This is a genomic window from Thainema salinarum CENA647, assembly GCF_057732415.1.
In genome coordinates this window covers 967,936-986,651 of record NZ_JBYJZJ010000015.1, presented here as the reverse complement: position 1 = coordinate 986,651, position 18,716 = coordinate 967,936, and the positions used below count along the sequence as shown (strand labels likewise).

General features: G+C 52.7%; 23 protein-coding genes. 11 read left to right on the top strand and 12 right to left on the bottom strand.

Translation table 11 applies throughout. The features are described 5' to 3' along the window. Positions 1 to 35 precede the first annotated feature (35 nt). From AC286M_RS06230 to AC286M_RS06215, 4 genes are all read left to right on the top strand, one after another. Positions 36 to 554, top strand: coding sequence for a signal peptidase II (locus AC286M_RS06230; protein ID WP_488203549.1), 519 nt, complete (start codon positions 36 to 38; stop codon positions 552 to 554). A gap of 113 nt (positions 555 to 667) precedes the next feature. Further along, the gene (locus AC286M_RS06225; RefSeq protein WP_488203548.1) at positions 668 to 1,597 is read left to right on the top strand and encodes an ABC transporter ATP-binding protein; all 930 of its coding nucleotides are present in this window, start codon (positions 668 to 670) and stop codon (positions 1,595 to 1,597) included. After that, positions 1,584 to 2,216, top strand: coding sequence for an ABC transporter ATP-binding protein (locus tag AC286M_RS06220; RefSeq protein ID WP_488203547.1), 633 nt, complete (start codon positions 1,584 to 1,586; stop codon positions 2,214 to 2,216). Before AC286M_RS06225 ends, AC286M_RS06220 begins: the two co-directional genes overlap by 14 nt. 232 nt (positions 2,217 to 2,448) lie before the next feature. Next, positions 2,449 to 2,679 (top strand): hypothetical protein, encoded by a 231-nt coding sequence (locus tag AC286M_RS06215; protein ID WP_488203546.1) that lies wholly within the window; start codon positions 2,449 to 2,451, stop codon positions 2,677 to 2,679. Between the two features lie 108 nt (positions 2,680 to 2,787). Here the strand turns inward: AC286M_RS06215 and AC286M_RS06210 are convergent, their stop codons facing one another. Both AC286M_RS06210 and AC286M_RS06205 read right to left on the bottom strand, forming a co-directional pair. Continuing rightward, entirely contained in the window at positions 2,788 to 3,573 is a 786-nt protein-coding gene (locus AC286M_RS06210) for a nickel/cobalt transporter (RefSeq protein WP_488203545.1), read from the bottom strand. Beyond that, positions 3,567 to 4,154: a DUF3299 domain-containing protein gene (locus tag AC286M_RS06205; protein WP_488203544.1), complete on the bottom strand. Its 588-nt coding sequence runs from the start codon at positions 4,152 to 4,154 to the stop codon at positions 3,567 to 3,569. Before AC286M_RS06205 ends, AC286M_RS06210 begins: the two co-directional genes overlap by 7 nt. A 182-nt stretch (positions 4,155 to 4,336) precedes the next feature. Between AC286M_RS06205 and AC286M_RS06200 the strand changes: the two genes are divergently transcribed. From AC286M_RS06200 to AC286M_RS06190, 3 genes are read left to right on the top strand one after another with little or no spacing between them, the layout of a single operon-like run. Next, on the top strand, positions 4,337 to 4,897 hold the full coding sequence (locus AC286M_RS06200) for a His/Gly/Thr/Pro-type tRNA ligase C-terminal domain-containing protein (protein ID WP_488203543.1): 561 nt from the start codon (positions 4,337 to 4,339) through the stop codon (positions 4,895 to 4,897). Positions 4,898 to 4,909: 12 nt separating this feature from the next. Then, positions 4,910 to 5,434, top strand: coding sequence for a HoxN/HupN/NixA family nickel/cobalt transporter (locus tag AC286M_RS06195; protein WP_488203542.1), 525 nt, complete (start codon positions 4,910 to 4,912; stop codon positions 5,432 to 5,434). Further along, positions 5,401 to 5,658, top strand: coding sequence for a hypothetical protein (locus AC286M_RS06190; RefSeq protein WP_488203541.1), 258 nt, complete (start codon positions 5,401 to 5,403; stop codon positions 5,656 to 5,658). The genes AC286M_RS06195 and AC286M_RS06190 overlap by 34 nt, the downstream gene beginning before the upstream one ends. Before the next feature lie 9 nt (positions 5,659 to 5,667). Here the strand turns inward: AC286M_RS06190 and AC286M_RS06185 are convergent, their stop codons facing one another. Further along, on the bottom strand, positions 5,668 to 7,062 hold the full coding sequence (locus AC286M_RS06185; protein ID WP_488203540.1) for an acetamidase/formamidase family protein: 1,395 nt from the start codon (positions 7,060 to 7,062) through the stop codon (positions 5,668 to 5,670). A 166-nt stretch (positions 7,063 to 7,228) separates the two neighbouring features. Between AC286M_RS06185 and AC286M_RS06180 the strand changes: the two genes are divergently transcribed. The 4 genes from AC286M_RS06180 (at position 7,229) to AC286M_RS06165 (ending at position 9,465) form a co-directional block, all read left to right on the top strand. Beyond that, the gene (locus AC286M_RS06180; RefSeq protein ID WP_488203539.1) at positions 7,229 to 7,444 is read left to right on the top strand and encodes a hypothetical protein; all 216 of its coding nucleotides are present in this window, start codon (positions 7,229 to 7,231) and stop codon (positions 7,442 to 7,444) included. 69 nt (positions 7,445 to 7,513) lie between these two features. Continuing rightward, complete coding sequence (locus AC286M_RS06175) at positions 7,514 to 7,876, top strand: hypothetical protein (RefSeq protein WP_488203538.1); 363 nt, start codon at positions 7,514 to 7,516, stop codon at positions 7,874 to 7,876. Positions 7,877 to 8,060: 184 nt separating this feature from the next. After that, complete coding sequence (gene hisI / locus AC286M_RS06170) at positions 8,061 to 8,546, top strand: phosphoribosyl-AMP cyclohydrolase (protein WP_488203537.1); 486 nt, start codon at positions 8,061 to 8,063, stop codon at positions 8,544 to 8,546. A gap of 58 nt (positions 8,547 to 8,604) precedes the next feature. Next, on the top strand, positions 8,605 to 9,465 hold the full coding sequence (locus AC286M_RS06165; RefSeq protein ID WP_488203536.1) for a RuBisCO small subunit-like domain-containing protein: 861 nt from the start codon (positions 8,605 to 8,607) through the stop codon (positions 9,463 to 9,465). A gap of 302 nt (positions 9,466 to 9,767) precedes the next feature. Here AC286M_RS06165 and AC286M_RS06160 read toward each other — a convergent pair whose 3' ends face one another. The 9 genes from AC286M_RS06160 to AC286M_RS06120 all read right to left on the bottom strand — a co-directional run bounded on the left by AC286M_RS06160 (position 9,768) and on the right by AC286M_RS06120 (position 18,713). Next, the gene (locus AC286M_RS06160) at positions 9,768 to 10,481 is read right to left on the bottom strand and encodes a hypothetical protein (protein WP_488203535.1); all 714 of its coding nucleotides are present in this window, start codon (positions 10,479 to 10,481) and stop codon (positions 9,768 to 9,770) included. Positions 10,482 to 10,820: 339 nt separating this feature from the next. Next, positions 10,821 to 10,958, bottom strand: coding sequence for a CysS/YqeB C-terminal domain-containing protein (locus AC286M_RS06155; protein WP_488203534.1), 138 nt, complete (start codon positions 10,956 to 10,958; stop codon positions 10,821 to 10,823). Between the two features lie 55 nt (positions 10,959 to 11,013). Beyond that, on the bottom strand, positions 11,014 to 12,714 hold the full coding sequence (locus AC286M_RS06150; protein ID WP_488203533.1) for a protein adenylyltransferase SelO: 1,701 nt from the start codon (positions 12,712 to 12,714) through the stop codon (positions 11,014 to 11,016). Between the two features lie 59 nt (positions 12,715 to 12,773). Continuing rightward, positions 12,774 to 13,487 carry a class I SAM-dependent methyltransferase gene (locus AC286M_RS06145; protein WP_488203532.1) on the bottom strand — a complete coding sequence of 238 codons (714 nt, stop codon included), beginning with the start codon at positions 13,485 to 13,487 and terminating at the stop codon, positions 12,774 to 12,776. A gap of 89 nt (positions 13,488 to 13,576) precedes the next feature. Beyond that, entirely contained in the window at positions 13,577 to 15,058 is a 1,482-nt protein-coding gene (gene cysS, locus AC286M_RS06140; RefSeq protein ID WP_488203531.1) for a cysteine--tRNA ligase, read from the bottom strand. Between the two features lie 128 nt (positions 15,059 to 15,186). Next, positions 15,187 to 16,320: a CobW family GTP-binding protein gene (locus AC286M_RS06135; protein ID WP_488203530.1), complete on the bottom strand. Its 1,134-nt coding sequence runs from the start codon at positions 16,318 to 16,320 to the stop codon at positions 15,187 to 15,189. A gap of 41 nt (positions 16,321 to 16,361) precedes the next feature. After that, positions 16,362 to 17,099 carry a metallophosphoesterase family protein gene (locus tag AC286M_RS06130; protein ID WP_488203529.1) on the bottom strand — a complete coding sequence of 246 codons (738 nt, stop codon included), beginning with the start codon at positions 17,097 to 17,099 and terminating at the stop codon, positions 16,362 to 16,364. Positions 17,100 to 17,121: 22 nt separating this feature from the next. Beyond that, positions 17,122 to 17,934: a metallophosphoesterase family protein gene (locus AC286M_RS06125; RefSeq protein WP_488203528.1), complete on the bottom strand. Its 813-nt coding sequence runs from the start codon at positions 17,932 to 17,934 to the stop codon at positions 17,122 to 17,124. Next, positions 17,931 to 18,713 carry a CobW C-terminal domain-containing protein gene (locus tag AC286M_RS06120; RefSeq protein WP_488203527.1) on the bottom strand — a complete coding sequence of 261 codons (783 nt, stop codon included), beginning with the start codon at positions 18,711 to 18,713 and terminating at the stop codon, positions 17,931 to 17,933. Before AC286M_RS06120 ends, AC286M_RS06125 begins: the two co-directional genes overlap by 4 nt. Positions 18,714 to 18,716 lie beyond the last annotated feature (3 nt).

The following is an 18,716-nucleotide window of genomic DNA, read 5'->3' as shown; positions in this document are numbered from 1 at the left end:
TTCGTCTACGGCAAGAAGGGGTGAAAAGAGAAAAAATGACTAACAATCAGTTGGTATGGATAGTCGCTGCGGCTGGAGCGTTTCTGAGTCTATTAGTACAGTTTATAGCCAGGATATTGTTCGGTTCAAAAGACCCATCAGAATTGGCGACGATTCCTCTGATACCAAATGTTTTGCATTTCACTTATCTAGATATAACCAATAGCTTTGCCATTTCCGCAAATAATCGCTCTGTCCTGATCTTAGGAAGCATAATATTTATTCTATGCCTTAGCTTCATCATTTTGTTGGTATCGAAACTGCTTTCTCGATCTGGTAAGAAAATCACGAAATCATTGCAGATAGGTTTAGGTCTGCTTCTGGCTGGGAGCATTAGCAATACTGTTGAGCGCATTCTTGCCGGTGGCGTTGTTCAATTTATTGATTTCCGACTTTGGCGAATGCCGATGTTTAATCTAGCTGATTTATTCGTTTATATAGGATTATATGGCTCTATCATTTCTATCGTTTTTTTGGGCCTCCAATCAATCTTAAGAAATCAGCAACGCACTTAATTGCGAGATTGATTTTAATAGTTTTTGTAAGAACTCGGGTGGACTTATCATCTTTGATTTTAATCATCTTAGATTTCACATAAAAATCATGAACACTTTGTTTGTAAATTTAGATGCTTTCTGTTTCTAAGCTCAGCATTACCTTTACCCAATACGATCAGGGACTGCACCGAAAGCAGCTCACCGTGATTACTGATCTGGATCTGACCGTCGAGGCTGGGGAACTAGTAGCCGTTGTGGGAGCCAGCGGTTCGGGGAAAAGCCTTCTGGCCCACGCCATCCTGGGAATTCTGCCTGATAATGCCCAGCTATCAGGAACGATGAAGTTCCAGGGTGAACCATTGACGCCAGAGCGGTGCGAAGCACTGCGCGGAAAAGCGATCGCACTTGTGCCCCAATCAGTTGGTTACTTAGACCCGCTGATGACCGTCGGGCGACAGGTGCAGCGGGTGGGACAACTGAACGGCCTGTCTGCGGGAGCGGCCAGAACGCTGAGAGACCGCACCTTTGCCCGCTACGAATTGCCTGCTACCACTCCTCGTCGCTATCCCTTCCAGCTTTCAGGCGGCATGGCGCGGCGGGTGCTCGTGTCTACGGCAGTCGTGACGCAAGCTGATTTAGTCATTGCCGATGAGCCGACCCCAGGGCTGCATCCTGACGTGGTAGCTGAAACCCTAAACCATCTGCGGGAACTGGCTCAGGAAGGACGAGGTGTGATCCTGATTACCCACGATATTGAAGCGGCTCTACAGGTTGCTGATCGGGTAGCGGTGTTTTATGCCGGAACTACCGTTGAAATTGCCGCTGCACAAGACTTTACGACGGGTAACTTGCGCCATCCCTACACCCAAGCGCTATGGCGCTCACTGCCCCAAAACGAGTTTGTGCCCATACCAGGAAACCAGCCCAGTCCTGAAAATTTGCCATCAGGGTGCTTGTTTAGCGATCGCTGTCCCTGGGTCACGTCCGAGTGTGAGCAGGCGCGTCCTGAAGCCAGATTTGTTCGTCAAGGTTGGGTGAGGTGTATCCATGCTGAAAGGTGAAGGGCTTTGGTTTCGCTACAGTTCTAAGCTGCCGTGGGTAGTGCGCGATCGCACCTTGTCTGTCGCACCCGGAGAAGTCGTTGGATTGATGGCTCCCTCCGGCTACGGCAAGACAACGCTCGGCAAACTACTGGCGGGCTATCTGGTGCCGACTCAAGGTCGCGTTACGCTGGATGAACAGCCGCTGCTCAACCGAGGCTACTGTCCGGTGCAGCTTGTCTTTCAAAATCCAGAACTGTCGGTCAACCCTCGCTGGCGCATTGACCGCATCCTGCGGGAAGGCCATCCACCTCAGCTCCACTACCTGGATGCTCTTGGCATTCATCCCGGCTGGATGACCCGCTATCCCCATGAGCTGAGCGGTGGAGAATTGCAGCGAGTTGCGATCGCACGTATTCTCAACCGCCACACCCGCTACCTAATTGCCGACGAAATGACCGCTATGCTGGATGCCAATACCCAGGCATTGATCTGGCAGGTGATCCTAGATTTTGCCCACCAACATCAGGTCGGCGTTATTGCCATTAGTCATGATAGACCGCTCTTAGAACGAATTTGTAACAGGACGCATGACATATCGGCTTCGGAGCAGGCTTCAGTTATGGGCACACTACTCTGAGCCAAACACAGCTTTTTATCAGCCCAACATTAGGGATTTCTGATTTTAAGTATGAATTGTGATGTGGGAGCACCACCCCCACATCACAATTCACACCCAGATTAAGCAACGCCCAACATTACGATTGCGTTGAAATCGGTACGTTAAACCTCTAGCATCACCGCTACCGCTTTCGGTTTGCATTGGTTATCTTGGGACTATCAATTGCAAAAAATTTTTTGAGGACAACGCCATGAATCAAAAGAATGTCTTGTCTGTACTGGGTTGTGCGGGATCGTTGGCAGTCGCGATCGCAGTTGCTGGCCCCGCATCAGCCAGCACGATGTCTCCGGTTGAGGCGAGCCAATTTCAACTAACAGGAACCGCACTATCCGTTACCCAAACCCAGGATGATGCTCTTTTAGATGCGTTGGGATGCAGTTGTGCAACGTGCCAAACCAGTCAGCAACAAACCTCGCTCTAACAATTGCGATCGCAGCCAAGTAGTGATGAATAGCTATTGTGGAATTACGCTTGGCGCAAGTCCCACAATAGCTTTTGTCTTTAATAAAACTTAAGTACCGTCTGGGTTCTAGCTAGGCAGCAGCCTGCCGCCGCTCAGCGTTGAAAGAAATAACAGCAGCCCCACCAGCAAAATGCCGCTAGCTCCAACGATATTCAGCAACTGGAAAAGCGGATACCGCCATTGAGCTGCCCGATCCATGCGGCGACTGAGGTATGCTCTGCCCCAGAGTGCCGTTAAGCCAATGGCCGATAGCGTTATTCCCATACCCAACGAAATTGCCAAGACCATCAGCATGGCTGGCCAAACCAGGTCATTTGCTAGACCGTAGAGCATAATTAAGAGCGCTCCACTACAGGGCACAGCACCGACAGCAAGTGAGAGCCATCCAGCAGTTCCTGGACGACGGTCACAGCTAAAGCAACGACAATAGTCAAGCTGAGAGCGCTTCGAAGGTGATGGTTGAGTAGGTTGAAGAATGCGATCGCTAAATTGCGTCACCGTTGGTAGCTCAGCTTGGACAGATTGATGAGAAGAGAATGGTTGTTTTGATGATTGCTTTGATCGCAAAGCCTGTCGCAGCATCCAACCGCCGATAAGTGCGATCGCAGCATAGCTGACTAATCGAATCAGGCGATAGCTGGCAGGTGTCGAACCAATAGTCTGTCGGATCACGATATCTGTGAGCAGGACAACTGCGATCGCAGATATCACATGCAAAACCGCAATCCGTACTCCCATGCTAATGCCCCGTCGAACGCTGCCCCCATTGCCCACAAAATAGGACAGAATCACAACCTTGCCATGTCCTGGCCCCAGCGTGTGAACGACTCCATAACCAAAGGCGATCAGCACTCCCAGAGCAAAGCGGATGGCGAATGGTCAGCGCGGATATCCCCCATCATTTGGCCAAAAAGAGCGGTGCTCTGGACTTGTATCGCCTGCCACCAAGAATACTGGCCAGAATACTGAGTAGAGAGATGAGGCATCGACGACAGCGATTGCCGAAATGACTGTCTAGCCGTGGATCGACTGGAATCAATCGTAATCGATTGCAGGCTGATGGCATAGCTGACCTGAATCGGACGAGAGCCATCAACGCGAAAGAGATCATAGGTCGCTGACTGTTGATGCAGTTGACCTTCTACCCAAACTGGGGTGAATAGCCCCGGATCGTCAATTGGAACCGACGGCTCTACATAGATGATCTGATTGGGAGGCGGTGGAGGAACATGAATACAGGCTCCCACAAAGGGAACCAGGAGTAACTGAGAGACCTGTTGCTGAGTCGTGCGTTCCAGTGGCAGAGCGTACCCGGAGATTTTGACCCATTTGCCCACAGCATCCGACGTATCGTTCGTTTGGGCCTCAACTTGGTGAACGGCGCGAATGAGTGACTCCACATCCAAGCCCTGTTGGGTCAGCTTTTGCTCCAATCTGGCTCCTAGTGCTGCATCCGGACTATCAGGAGTAAATCTCGCGGGGCGCTCAAATTCCTATCCCCGCCGCAAGCGGACGGGGCATTACGGAATTTGCCCTTCGGGACGCACTCCCGCGCTACCACTAACGTGGCAAGCCACGGGGAATTAGACCCACAGAGATTAAAGATTGGGCTTATGTGGTTGATGACGGAGGCGGTGCCTTCTACGGTCCCAAGATCGACATCAAGATTAAGGATGCCATCGGTCGGCTGTGGCAGTGTTCCACGATTCAAGTGGACTTCAACCTGCCGGAGCGGTTTGATTTGAACTATGTCGCGGCGGATGGCTCCCGGCAGCGTCCGATTATGATTCACCGGGCTATTTTTGGCTCCCTGGAGCGGTTCTTTGGAATTCTGGTGGAGAACTATGCCGGGATTTTTCCCCTGTGGCTGGCTCCGGTACAGGTACGACTGTTGCCGGTGAGTGATGCCCAGCGAGACTATGCTAATCAGGTGGCCCAGACCTTGAAACAAGAAGGATTTCGGGTAGAGGTCGATGCCAGCGGCGATCGTTTGGGTAAGCAAATTCGCACCGCAGAATTAGAGAAGATTCCAGTTATTTCTGTGATCGGTCAGCGAGAGATGGATGCTCAGACATTGGGCGTTCGCACCCGTCAGAGTGGGGATTTGGGAGCGCTGACGGTGCCAGAAGTCGTCGAGAAATTGCAAGGGGCGATCGCCCAAAAGAGCATTTTCTAGAAGAACAACACTATGGCTCCACTGCTCATTCTGGCTCATGTTGAGATGGCGAGCCGGTTAACGGCGTTGCTGAACGGGCAGTTTACGCCGACGGCGATCGCGGCAGGCGTAACGGCCGCCTTTGGCTTCGGTGCCGTTCATGCCCTGTCTCCAGGTCATGGCAAAACCCTGGTGGGGGCTTATCTGGTGGGCAGTCGGGGCACCCCACAGGCCGCTCTCTGGCTGGGGCTAACCACTACGGTGACTCATACCCTGGCGGTTTTCATTTTGGGAGTGACCACCCTACTGGCCTCCCATTACGTCGATCTTGACCAGGTGTATCCGATTTTGGGAGCTGTCAGCGGGGTGGCGATTTGCCTGGTGGGGCTCAATCTACTATCAGTGCGCTTGCGGTCTGCCCATCACCAGCACCACCATAGCCACGATCACCACCGCCATCACCATGATCACCATGCCCCAGAGGACTGGCGATCGCTGCTGCCATTGGCATTTCGGGTGGGTTGGTGCCCTGCCCATCGGCCCTGGTATTGCTGCTGAGTGCGATTGCACTACACCAAATCGCCTATGGGTTAGTGCTCATTGGCGTCTTTAGTTTGGGTCTGGCATCGGTGCTCACGACTCTGGGGTTAGCCGCCGTTTATGGCAGACAGTGGCTGGAAAACTCCCCCTTTGGAGCTGGAATGATGCAGCGGCTGTCAGTAGTCAGCGCTCTCGCGACAGTCTGCATTGGCCTCGGTCTGACAACAGTAGCGTTGATATGACCTTCACCTTTAGCTCGCGGCTGGCATAGGTTTCACATTCTCCTCGGCAAAAATGCCCTTAGGAATGATGCCATGCACGCCCCAGTTGCCATCGACCACCTGAGTAATCGCAAAGTCAGTACCGACCGTAATCAGCGAAAAGGCTTCATCCTCGGTCAGGTTCATGCCATTCATCAAGAAGTCGCGGGCCTTGGCGGAGCTATCCTTGAGCGCCGGATCGAGAGACGACAGGGTATAGATTTCCTTCTGGGCGTCTTCTCCCAGGGCTTCTAGATAGTTCGGGTAGGTAAAGCCGTGAACAATCCAGGAATCAGGGGTTTCTAGCAAAGGATAGTTGACTCCTTCCAAAATGGTGCCCGCCAGGTCGGCTTGCTTGTGCAGAACGAATTGAAACACGCCAGTAATCGAGGTTTCAATGGCGGTGCCATCCAGTTCTGAGTCGCCTTGAGACGCGTGGGCATCACCACCGGAAAACAGAGCACCGGGCACAGCGACCGGCAGGTACAGGGAGGTGCCCACGCCAATGTTGCGGTTATCCATGTTGCCGCCAAAGTAAGCAGGCGGAATGGAATCGACCACATCGGCTTCGCTAGGAGCGACCCCCATAGAGCCCAGGTGCAGACGGAGGGGAATTTTGACCCCTTCCAGAGTGTCTTCAATCTCGGTAACGGTGGCGTGATCAACAATGATGCCAGGATAGTCAATCGTGTCATGGGCTTTCCCATCGGGGGTCGTTTGGGACGTCCACTGGTAGCGGTAGACGGCCTCGGCCCACGGCTTCTCACCTGTAGCGTCCATTTCATACAGCGTAATCACCTCGCGCGGTTTGGGATCTCCCTTGTAGTTGTCGTACTGAAAGCCCCACCAGGCCGCCGCGTTAGAGCCATAGGTTTTGGTAGGATCCATACCGCTAGGACGCAACTTCAGATCGACAACGCGCACCTCCAGCAGATCGCCGGGTTCTGCACCGCAGATATAGACGGGACCCGTGAGAATGTGGACGCCAGGATCGCGATCGCTCACGGTTTTGCCCTCAGCCGTCCAGTTGTAAATGCTTTCGATGGCAGGGTCGCCTGCAATCATGCGATCGTAGTCATCACCCGCGTGGTGAGTAATGGTTTCCAGGGTGACGTAGTCCTGAGAATTAATGGAAATCACCGGAGCCTGATTTTTGCTGTAGTAGCCCCAGTGAACCGTTTCAGGGCTGGCCGCCACTGCGTAGTGGCGAGGACTGGTGGCGCGACTGCCACAGCTCGTTGGCACCGTGCTTTCAATCGGAGGCACCACCGCACTCACCGGGGTCATGCCAACGGGAAGAAAACTCGCCATCAAACAGAGAACAAGCGTGGCAACAGACAAAGACGGCCAGGTCTTCAGCCAACGCATTTTACGATTTTCAGCCATTCTGTCTTTCCTAAAGGGATTTTGGCCCAAGAACATCGATTAGTTTTCTACAGAATGCAAATGGCGTTTGTAGTCTAGATAACACAACTTCACAGACGGAGACGATCGCTTCCGCATCGTGCGGGGCAGTTCCTGGCATGAATCTTTAAACAGTTGGAGCTTACTGTTGAAGGCGATCGCCTTTTCTGCCTGTTCCTACCAGTTTGGGGCTACCCTGGGGGTCTTCAGCGCCGCCAATTTGCCCGGTTTAGTGGTGCCCTACCTGGGCTACCTAACCCTGACCACCCTGATCTACACCCGCTTGATTGCGCCCAAAGCCGCCCGTTCCCCCCATAACGCGCTGATGATTGAACGGCGCACGTTTTTGGAAGTGCCCCGCTAGTCGGCCATCTGGCGCGAAACCCAGGGTACCCTCAGCCAGTTTTTCACCAATGCGATCCCCATCTTTTTGGTGATTACGATCATCGCCTCCGTGTTGGACTGGTTTGGCCTCATCACTGCCCTGGCGGGATGGATTAACCCCCTGATGGGGCTGTTTGGCCTGCCCCCAGAAGCCGCTTTACCTGTGATTTTGGCCTCCATTCGCAAAGACGGACTGCTGCTCTTTGCCGAACCAGACACCCTAGCGGTACTGACGCCGCTACAAATCTTGACGGGGGTTTACCTAGCCGGAGTGCTGCTGCCCTGCCTCGTCACTGCACTCACCATTGCCCGCGAACAGTCGGTGCGGTTTGCGGTGGGGCTGATGGCGCGGCAGGCGATCGCCGCGATCGGGTTTTCCCTGGTGCTGGCCTGGGGAGGCGGCTGGCTGTAACCGTTTCTTTGATCCAGAAGGGTGGACTCAGGCGATCGCCATTCTGATCAAACCAACACTAAAAAGGGCATATAGACGTTTTTGCAGAAGGGATGACGGAGGAGAGTGCGGCCACTGTAAAGGTCAAAATCTGTCACTCATCATGCAATAATGATTATCATTCTCATGTTCAGTCTCCTGTACCATGTCATCATCCTTTGCTGCCCGCACCTCGGTTGAAGCCGTCGAAGAAGGGATGCTTCTGGCTCCTAAGTTTGACGCCCATGGGCTCATCCCGGTGATCACCACGGATGCTGCCACTGGCGAGGTGTTGATGCATGGCTACATGAATGAGGCCGCTTTGCTGAAAACCCTGGAAACGGGTGAAGCCCACTACTACAGCCGCAGTCGCCAGCAGATCTGGCACAAGGGAGCCACCAGCGGCCTGGTGCAGACCGTACAGCAACTGCTGATTGACGATGACCAGGATTGTCTGTGGATGAAGGTCAAGGTGGCTGGGGCAGGAGCCAGTTGTCATGTGGGCTATCGCTCTTGCTTTTATCGCCAGATTTTCCCTGGCGAGGGGGATAGTCAGGGGAATCAGCCCATTACCCTCACCTTGACGGAAACCGCCAAGACCTTTGACCCCGCCACCGTCTATGGGGATGTGCCCAATCCCACTCAACTGTGAACCGAGGACAGTACCATGCCGCTGCGTCATCAACCCGCCCCACCCACGCCCTGGGACCGTGATCTCAGATCAGCCCACTATTCCAGCCTCTGCCTATGTCCATCCCCAGTGCAGCCTGATTGGGGATGTGCGCCTGGGGGAAAATGTGATCATCGCTCCCAATACCTCCATCCGCGCCGATGAAGGGGCTCCCTTTTGCATCGGGGCAAATACCAACATTCAGGATGGGGTAGTCATCCACGGGTTAGAGCAGGGGCGAGTTCTAGGAGATGACCAGCAAGCCTACTCTGTGTGGATCGGTCACGACACCTGCATTACCCACATGGCGTTGATCCACGGCCCGGCTTATGTGGGCAATGACTGTTTTATTGGCTTTCGCTCGACGGTATTTAATGCCCAGGTCGGCCACGGGTGCATTGTGATGATGCACGCCCTGATTCAGGATGTGGAGATTCCCTCCGGTAAATATGTGCCCTCGGGAGCGGTGATTACGACCCAGCAGGCGGCTGATCGACTCCCCGATGCCAACGAGAGCGACAGAACCTTCTCTCACCATGTAGTCGAAATCAACCAGGCCCTGCGAGCCGGGTACCGCTGCGCTAACGATGTTGCCTGCGTCACCGCTTTCCAGAATCCCTCATCCAAGAATGGCTTCCACCCTGTACCTCATAATGGCCAAGCTGCTCATCTTTTACAGGCAGACATCGTGGATACAATCCGGCAACAACTTCGGCAGGGGCACCACATTGGCCTGGAATTTGCCGATGCCCGCCGATTTAAGGCAGGTTCCTGGCAGAATGGCCCGACCATTGCGATCGCCCACGAGCCCCAGGTGCTGACCCAGGTGGAACAGTTCTTGGCGGATCATTCCGGTGATTATAGCCATTCCCAGGCTGGTGAGGTACAGTCAGAAGCCTGAAGCCCTTGCTAAGCAGTAATTTCGGACTCGAGTTTGTACCTCACTAGAGTGATAACCGCTATATGTGCGTTTACTGGGCATTGACCCTAAAGCGAAACAGCGGCAGTGGGAGCAAATGATTCAGAAGCCAGAGTGAGTCTTAAAAATCAAATTCTGTGCCGCAATGTGCGTCGTAGAATTTTTGATTTTTGTTGATACCATCTACCGTCCACCGCCGCTAACGGTGCCCTTCAGCGATTGTAGATAACTTTACACTTCTCTTTGGTAGCTCTCAGCAGTCCGCTGCAAGGGAATTGTTATGTTTAAGTGGGCTCAATCGGAAGCTCTAAACTCAGATATCTCGTTAAACTTTCTGCAACTCTGTTGGACAGTTCCTGTCCCCAAATCTCTGAATACCAGTGGGGATTGAACTTCACAAAGCACTTAGTGCTTTCTTTCGGTTCAGAATTTGTGTTTGCCTGCCAGAATTCATATGCAATAGCTATGACCGTTGACTCTACTTGGCTTACTTCAATTCTATTATTATTAAGATTGATCGCATGAATAAAGGCCCCACCTGTATCTAAGTTGCCAGAGCTTGACCTAAGGTTAGGACCAACTATCCAATTCCAGCTAATTTGGAACTCGCATTCAATAGAATTATCTTTCTCAAATACGTAGTCATGAAGAGTAATCCGCTTAAGATCATAGTTTTCACTCGCACCATGTAGGGACTCTCCGCGAATGAACTTTGTCATATTGTTTGCAGTGTATCCGAAGTGGCGTTCACCATTTCTCAACACCAGCACAATGCACTCTCTAAATTTACCATCTAGGTAATTAATAAGTCTTGGTACACGCTTGGCAAAATTGGAGTTTCGATTCTCAAAGTAGAACTCGGCAAGTACGTTGATAGCATTACAGAGTTTCCCAAGAGCAATAAGATCTCCTGTGTGGTAGCCAAGCATTAAGCGTGGCAACAAAAACTCAGCTTCTTTAGCTAGAGCTAACTTGTGTTGAGATATATCTGTCTTCATCAGATTAGATATTCGTAAACATAACTCTTTTGTAGAGGGAAAATTTCCACCTAAGATCCCCATACGGTAAATTGGCGGAAATATTTCTGTCTAAGTTCCCATTTTGGGTAGATAGGTGGAATTACGTCCATCTAAGATCCCTATACGAGTAAATAGGTGGAATGGTTCAGTATAACCAGCCCTCCGATTCAAGGCTGAAACTGTTTAGAGTTTATTCATCATCTCACTTCAGGCCGTCTACCCATGCAAGCAGAACCTCGTCTTAAGAAACTACTCGACCAGGTTCGGGACGTGGTTCGCTGAAAGCATTACTCCGATCGCACTGCTTTACTACCGATGTCAGCGGACTTCTCCATTCGGTTGATCAACCGCCGTAATGCCCGCCGCTGCCAGCCGATCGCGAATCTGATCCGCTGTGGCAAAGTCACACTGTTGTCGAGCCGTTTGGCGCTGCTGAATCAGGTCAGCGATGGTCAAAGACCGGCCTGCGGCGATGGTCAAAGACCGGCCTGTGGCCAACGCCGCATCGTCATCAAGATGAACAGCTATAGTGCGTCACGCCACCCACGTCAGAAAACGTGCTGGGTCGTAGACGATAGTATTTATCTTCTACTGCTTGCGATTGCTCATCATAGGGATGGCTCAGGACTGCTTGCAACTCTCTCACTAACGTGTAGTCACCCTGCATGGCTTGTTGATAGGCAGGGACAATCAACCACTCGCGCCAAGTGTATTTGGGGTTAGTCTGTTTCATCTTGGTTGATATCTCAGCCAAATTGCCGTCGTTGACGAGGTCGCGCCAGCTTTTGAGCCAAGATTGCCATTGTTCATCGAGTTGTGGTGACGTTTTACCGTAGAAGCTCTTTTTCAAGGCTGAGACATCGTCTGGTATGTGGGATAACTCGCGGAAGAAAATGGTGTAATCCACCTCTGAGTCGGTCATTAACTGCATTAATTGCCTAAATAGCTCCGGGTTGAATTCACTCAAGCCAAGTTTGGCTGCCCACATGTTTTGAATTTGGGTTTGCATGGCTTCTGCAAAGCCACGACCGACCTGGTCGAACTGTTCTAACGCTTCAGCATCGTCGGCTAGTAGCGGTCTCACCGCTTTCCAAAACATGTAATAGTTGGTTTCTGCTGCCCTGGGCTGATTGAAGAATGAGAAGTGTTCGCCGCCGCCCGTCCAGGGTTGAAACCAGGGGTCAAAAATTTCACAAAACCCAAAGGGTCCATAGTCGAGGGTAAAGCCACCCGCGGCGCAGTTATCACTATTAAAATTACCCTGGCAATAACCAACCCGTAGCCAATTGGCCACCAGGGTCGTAAGCCGCTGGCGAAATAGCTTAGCCAACTCAACCAATTGATCGGCAAAACTAAGGGTTTGATTGATGTCGCTTTTGTATTCTCGCTCAATTAAATGCAACACGATCATGCGCAATTCTTCTGATGCTCTGGGATGAGCATTGCTGCGATCGCGGCGGGCAAACAACTCTAGCTGACCCACGCGCAAAAAGGAAGGGGCAACGCGAGTGGAAATGGCCACAGGATTGTCCACCAAAATATCCGGGTCGAGAGAGCAAGAGTCTTGGGAATACCAGGGCCGGGTAACGGTCTCAGATTTAGACACGTATAGGGTCAAAGCGCGCGATGTGGACACCCCTAAAGCGTGCATATACTCTTGCGCTAAAAACTCACGCACACTGGACCGGAGTACGGCGCGACCGTCGGCACCCCGGCAATAAGGCGTCGGGCCACCCCCTTTCAATTGCATTTCCCAGCGCTGGCCATTGATGATTCCTTCAAATACCGATATCGCCCGACCATCGCCATACCCATTCCCCGTACCGAATGGACAATTTTGGAGATATTCGGTGCCATAAATCGACAGGGCATAACCCGTCGCCCAGCCAACCTGTCGCATCGGCTCAGGCGCAGCAGCGAGATCACCCGAAAATACCTGGCGAAATTTTTCATCCAGCGCCAGTTCATCGCTCAACCCAAGCTCCTTAAAAAACGTGCTGCTATGGGCGACATATTCTGGGTCTGGAAGTGGCGTGGGGGTTACAGGGACGAAGTGACCCGAAAAAACCTGGCGGGGACGGTGATCATCACCATCGGCGGTGGCGTCAGGATCGGCATTTAAGGTGTCCATCAGAGAATAATCCACCAACTGCACAAACTCATCGAAGGTCGTTACGCAGGGCTCAGCAGAGGGTTTAGATGGATATAACATGGTTGCTAGCACCCGTATTGCCGGGAAAGACTCGTGTTTAATTGAGAATTATGTAGAGGCTAGCATGTTAAAGACGATGTCCGCTGTGTATACCAGGCATGCACAAAAAGAGTCTGCAAAAACAATACAGGGGGATTAAAATCGCCCGATGCGATGATTGATGCGACTTCATGGGGGGGTAGCACAGCCGCATCTCGACCATGAGCGGCCAGAAAATTCTCGACATCCTCATCGGGATATTCCGCATACTTCAACATTCGAGTCCAAATCTCGCGCAGCTGTTGATAGGCTGAGGTAGACATATCAGAAGCTAAATCCGCACTCACTAAATATCCCTGAGGGCGAAGTCGTGCAGCAATTTGGCTGAAGAATTGTCGTCTCTCCTCCTGCTGCATAAAAAAGTGAGAAACTAGCAGGCAAGTCGCCGCATCGAACGGGGCTGAGGCAGGTAATGAATCCAGATAGCCTTCATGCCAGGTACAACGCGACGCAATCCCACACTCATCAGCTTTCTGGCGACAAATATCAAGCATCGCACTCGCAGGCTCTACCGCCGTAAATTGCCACTGTGGAAATTCTTGAGCCAGATAAATTAACTCCAGGCCAGTGCCGACTCCCACACAAAGAATGCGGGCGTCAGTGGGGAGATCAGAGAGGATCAGGCGAGTCAGCAGATGAAGCGTGTCACGCAATGGCGCTAACTTAGCGGCTCTTTTGTCGTAGGAAGAAGCGCGTTCTTCGTCGAAAACAGTAGCTGATTCTTGATTTTGCATGGGTAATGTGAATAATTTCGTCGTCTTACTTTTCACAATTGGAGTCTGTGCAGCTATCTAAACCGCATCAACAGTCCCATCAACAGATTTCACTGTCGATGCCAGCGGACGGTTCCATCGGGTTGATCTACCACCGTGACGCCCACGGCTGCCAGGCGATAGCGAATATCATCTGCCATGGTAAAGTCGCGCTGTTGTCGGGCCGTTTGGCGCTGCTGGATCAGGTCAGTGATCGCAGCCTCATCCAAGTCATCCGCCGCTACATCAGCACCATTGTCGGCTTTGGCCTCTAACCCCAAGACCTGGGCCAGGTGCATCAGGGTTTGCCACTGTTCCAAAAGCTGATCCGGACTGGACTGTGGCTTCCCTTCATGAACCAGACGGTTTCCCTCTCGCTGTAGCCCTTTAGCCAGCTCAAACAGCACTGCTAGAGCCCCCGGCGTGTTCAGGTCATCGTCCATAGCGGATTGGAACCGCTCCATCCACGGAGCATCTGGGCTGGGTTCCTGGGGAGAGGGCTGGAGGTTGGTGGCAGGCCATCCCAGGTTTGTACCGTAGCGATCGCCAAACAAAAGTCCGGCCTTCAGGGTTTGCCAACTGTTGATTGAGGCTGCGATCGCATCTTTCGTAAAGTCCAGCGGCTTCCGATAATGCCCCTGCAGCACAAACAGCCGTATCGCCATTGGGTCTACCGGCTGCAGATACTCCGACCAACGACCCTCTAGCAAATCACGAATCGTGGTGAAATTGCCCAGAGATTTCGACATTTTTTCACCATTCACCGTCACCATGCCATTGTGCAGCCAGTAGTTGGCCAGGGGTTTACCGTTGGCGGCCTGGGACTGGGCAATCTCATTCTCGTGGTGGGGAAACACCAGGTCGCCGCCGCCACCGTGGATATCGATAGTAGCTCCCAGTCGGGCTCGAATCATGGCGGAACATTCGATATGCCAGCCCGGTCGGCCCGGGCCCCAGGGAGACTCCCAGGCGGGTTCGTCAGGTTTTGCTCCTTTCCAGAGGACAAAGTCCGCCGGGTTGGTCTTGGCGGTAGCCGCCAGATCGCGACCACTCGCTCCGGCCTGCATCGTTTCTAGCGATCGCCCCGAAAGCTGGCCATAGTCGGCGAACTGCTCCACCCGATAATACACATCGCCCCCGGCAGCATAGGCATAGCCCTTTGCTGCAAGCTGGCCAATCAACTCATGAATCGCTCCAATATGCTCTGTCACTCTGGGATACTCATCGGCATCCATCACATTCAGGCGGTGCATATCCTCGAAGTAGCGCTGGATGTAGCGCTCTGAAATCGCCACCATGGTCGTGCCCTCGGCGCTGGCCCGGTTGAGGATTTTGTCGTCAATATCGGTAAAGTTTTGCACGTAATGAACCGCGTACCCCCGCCAGCACATATATCGCCGCAGCACATCCCATCCCAGATACGACCGGGCATGCCCCAGGTGGCAATCGTCGTAAACCGTCACCCCGCAGCAGTACATCGTCACTCGGCTCGGATGGATGGGGGTAAAAGACTGTTTGCGTTTGGTCAGGGTGTTGTAGAGGGTGAGGGACATGGGAAATAGGTGGGTGAGTGGATAGATGGGCTTTGGGTATTGAGTGTTGGGTATTGGGTTTCGGTCTGATGCCTGATACCTAACACCTTGTACCCAACACTTAGCATCTAGCACCTCAACCCTGGAACCTAATTCTCATCTGCAACACAGTTCATCAACTTTTCTTCCATCGCCTTGAGATCCAGGTTGCGGCCAATGCAGACGAGTTGATTGCTCGGTGATCCTGGCCATTCCGAGTCTTCGAGCTGAAACCGCTTGCCCGTGAGCTGGAAAAAGTGGCGGGCGGGGCTTTCTTTGAACCAGAGAATCCCCTTCATGCGGAACAATTCTGATGGCAAGTGATAGTCAAGCAACTGCTGAAACTTCTTGAGGCCAAAGGGCTGGTCAGAGCGAAAAGACATTGAGACAAAGCCATCGTTATCCAGGTGGTCGGAATGATGGTGATGATGTTCGTGGGGATGGTCATGGTCATGGTCATGGTGGTGCCCATCGTGGTCGTGGGCCTCGTGATGGTGATGCCCGTGGTCGTGAGCCTCATGATCGTGATGGTGCTCATGGTCATGCTCATGGGCCGCTTTTTCGGCATCAGCTTGAGCCACCGCTTGATACAAACCGCGATCGCCCACCTTCACATCAATGATCAGCGGCAGAGGTACCTGACCCTGCTGAGCATGGAGGATTCTGACATCTTCTCGAAAGGTGCGAATCCCCGCTTCTACTGCTTTGAGACGCTTTGACGAAACTAAATCGGTCTTATTGAGCAACAGAATGTCGCCGTAGGCGATTTGGCTCAGGGCAGCTTGGCTATTGAACAAATCCGGTTCAAAGGTTTCGGCATCAATCACCGTCAGGATAGAGTCAAGCCGGGTCAGATCCCGCAGTTCAGTACCAAGAAAAGTAAGGGTGATGGGCAAGGGGTCGGCAACGCCAGTGGTTTCGACCACGAGGTAGTCAATGCGTTCGGCTTTGCCGTCTCGAAGAGAATCGCGTTTCTCCAGCACCCGATGCACCGCCTGCATCAGGTCGTCGTTGATGGTGCAACAGATACAGCCATTGGTTAGCTCCACCATATCCTGCTCAATGGTGACCAGAAGTTGACTGTCAATATTGATGTCACCAAACTCATTCACCAGCACCGCAACGCGAAAGGCATCGAAGTTTTTGAGGATGTGGTTAAGCAGCGTGGTTTTGCCGCTGCCCAGAAAGCCCGTGATGATGGTGACGGGTAGGCGGGTGTCGGGGGTGTTGAGGGTTGTTTGCATGGGAAAGGGAAGGGATAAGTTTACGGTGTACGGCTCACGGCCTAGCGTTTTTTAACGCCAAACCCTTTAGCTGGGTTGGGGCAAATGCTTTTAAATTTGACTTGATTGGTAGCGGGATTGTAGAGAGCATAGGATGCTTGGTCAGATCGTCGGCCTACGTTGCCAACTCCCACCACGCGACGAGGCGAACGTTCCTGTTCCTGGGAAACGGCGCTTTGATCCAGTGTTGTCAGCGTTGATTGCAGGGCACTAGGCTCGACCCAGCATTCAAAGGCAAGACCTGATCGGCCACAAAACAGCGTGTTGGCATCGGCGCGAATTAAGCGATCGCACAATTGGATGGGCGACGTATCCGGCGTTAATTCATCGCTATAACTGACGGTACTCCCGTGAATGAGCAGACAATCCAGTTCATGAAAACCAAAGTCAAGATAACTCAGCCAGCGCACCGTCTCTCGGGATACAGCATCCCATAGATCTTTTGCAGCGCTCGGACCATAGCGCTCAACTAATTCGGGAGCATCAGGCAAACCTCGAATGCCATACAGGCTAAAGCATTGCTCCTCCCACCAGCCGGAACAGACTTGGGGTTCTGGCTCATCTGGACGATGCGATCGCACTCGCTGTACTAGTGCCTGATTATCACCCTGCAATCCGACCAAATCTCCCAGGATATAGAGTTCTGTGACGGGATCGCGCTGCCGCTTGATATCAGCTAGCACAGCCTCATAGGCGACCAAATTTCCCTCAATTCCACTTAAAAGAGCCCACTGTGCCATAGTTCATCCATCGTGAATATAGTTATCGTGCACATACATGTCCTGGGTCATCGGCCCGTTCAGCAAACTCCAAGCCCTGGGCAAGTCGCCAAGCAAAAATGGGAGGTAAGCCTAATTCGATAATGGCAGCACAGGTTTTCTCGTAGTCGTAGGGCACTTCCCGGAGGATGACCTGGGCCGTGTCGGTGTCGTACAGGACGTAGGTGGCGTTGGGTCTGCCGTGGCGAGGTTCACCGACGGAACCCGCGTTGATAATGCGTTTGAGAGATGCGGTGAATTCTCGGCGGGTTTCAGGTTGACCGGGCTGCTGCACTTTTACAGCCAGCGTGCCATTGTCCAGTTCGCGCAGATACGGCTTATGGGTGTGGCCACAAAAGAGAACATCGGCCTCAGCCGTGAGCACTCGCTCTAGGGCCGCAAAACCATCCATTGTTGGTAGCAAATATTCGTGCTGGCTGTTGGGGCTACCGTGGACAAAGCAAAGATTATCAACCCGCAGAGTCATGGGTAAATCAGCCAGGTACTGCCGAACTTCGGGATGAATGACCTGATTCGTCCACTCATGGGCTGAACGGCCCCGCTTTTCGGCCAGTTGAGAGGGGTAGCTGCACTCGCAGGCATTCAGCCCTTCCACAATGTCCTCATCCCAACAGCCCTGGCAGGTGGGGATGTCTAGAGAACGAATCATTTCCACTACGGCGTTGGGGTAAGGGCCATAGCCAACCAGATCGCCCAAACAATAGATTTGGTCAGCCCGCTGCTGATCAATATCCGATAGCACTGCATTCAGAGCTTCATAGTTACCGTGGATGCAGGATATAACCGCTAGTTTCATCTCACAGTCGCCTCTTCTTCTATGGCATTGATTGCATTTGCATCTCGGTAGTACTGCTGGTGTTGCGCGATCGCACTATCGGCCAAACAGCTATCTAGCAGCGTCAAGGCAATGAGCTGTTGCTGTAGATCCCAGCCGACGACCTCAATCCCGCTTGGGCGTTGGGGTCGCCCGTCCAACCAGCGCGGCAGGTTGAGTTCGGTATATTCAAGGCCGGGCAGTCCCTCGACAAAATCAACGTAGAAGGCACGGCCATCGGGTAGTTCAAAGACGCCCTTCACGCGGTGTACATGGCCATAGGCTCCACCTGTCAGCTCTATCAACAGTTCATCTAAGCTCGGTGGATCAAAGACCTGCCCCGTCAGTGATGTGTGCCAAATTTCCGGTAAATGTGCTTCACCTGCAACTGCGATCGCATTTCCAGTCACTACCTGATCGGCCCAGTCGTGCCAATCCGAGGCTGGCGAGTCAGGGGGTAAAACAGCAATGCGATCGCAGGCTGATTCCAGCCAAATCAGCGACTCTAAATCAAGCTGAAATCCGATTTCAAGATAGACGGTAGCGGTGTCCGGTAAGTCTGCTAGCGTCTCGTTAAGCTGGCTTTCGGGCACAACCTGTACCCACGGGAATCGATAGCCAATACGGACTAGATCAACAGAGGCATCTCCTAGCCCCAGGCTGGCATAGTAGACGGGATGAGATTGCTCCTGCAAGAACTGGCTTAACCAAGTGGTTTTGCCGCTGCCAGAAGGGCCAGAGACGACGACAAGGTGTGGCATAGG

Bases quoted from the DNA above. Each gene is read 5' to 3' on its own strand.
- AC286M_RS06230 (WP_488203549.1), top strand. From the start codon at position 36: ATGACTAACAATCAGTTGGTATGGATAGTCGCTGCGGCTGGAGCGTTT.
- AC286M_RS06225 (WP_488203548.1), top strand. From the start codon at position 668: ATGCTTTCTGTTTCTAAGCTCAGCATTACCTTTACCCAATACGATCAG.
- AC286M_RS06220 (WP_488203547.1), top strand. From the start codon at position 1,584: ATGCTGAAAGGTGAAGGGCTTTGGTTTCGCTACAGTTCTAAGCTGCCG.
- AC286M_RS06215 (WP_488203546.1), top strand. From the start codon at position 2,449: ATGAATCAAAAGAATGTCTTGTCTGTACTGGGTTGTGCGGGATCGTTG.
- AC286M_RS06195 (WP_488203542.1), top strand. From the start codon at position 4,910: ATGGCTCCACTGCTCATTCTGGCTCATGTTGAGATGGCGAGCCGGTTA.
- AC286M_RS06185 (WP_488203540.1), bottom strand. From the start codon at position 7,062: ATGGCTGAAAATCGTAAAATGCGTTGGCTGAAGACCTGGCCGTCTTTG.
- hisI (WP_488203537.1), top strand. From the start codon at position 8,061: ATGTCATCATCCTTTGCTGCCCGCACCTCGGTTGAAGCCGTCGAAGAA.
- AC286M_RS06160 (WP_488203535.1), bottom strand. From the start codon at position 10,481: ATGAAGACAGATATATCTCAACACAAGTTAGCTCTAGCTAAAGAAGCT.
- AC286M_RS06150 (WP_488203533.1), bottom strand. From the start codon at position 12,714: ATGTTATATCCATCTAAACCCTCTGCTGAGCCCTGCGTAACGACCTTC.
- AC286M_RS06145 (WP_488203532.1), bottom strand. From the start codon at position 13,487: ATGCAAAATCAAGAATCAGCTACTGTTTTCGACGAAGAACGCGCTTCT.
- cysS (WP_488203531.1), bottom strand. From the start codon at position 15,058: ATGTCCCTCACCCTCTACAACACCCTGACCAAACGCAAACAGTCTTTT.
- AC286M_RS06135 (WP_488203530.1), bottom strand. From the start codon at position 16,320: ATGCAAACAACCCTCAACACCCCCGACACCCGCCTACCCGTCACCATC.
- AC286M_RS06130 (WP_488203529.1), bottom strand. From the start codon at position 17,099: ATGGCACAGTGGGCTCTTTTAAGTGGAATTGAGGGAAATTTGGTCGCC.
- AC286M_RS06125 (WP_488203528.1), bottom strand. From the start codon at position 17,934: ATGAAACTAGCGGTTATATCCTGCATCCACGGTAACTATGAAGCTCTG.
- AC286M_RS06120 (WP_488203527.1), bottom strand. From the start codon at position 18,713: ATGCCACACCTTGTCGTCGTCTCTGGCCCTTCTGGCAGCGGCAAAACC.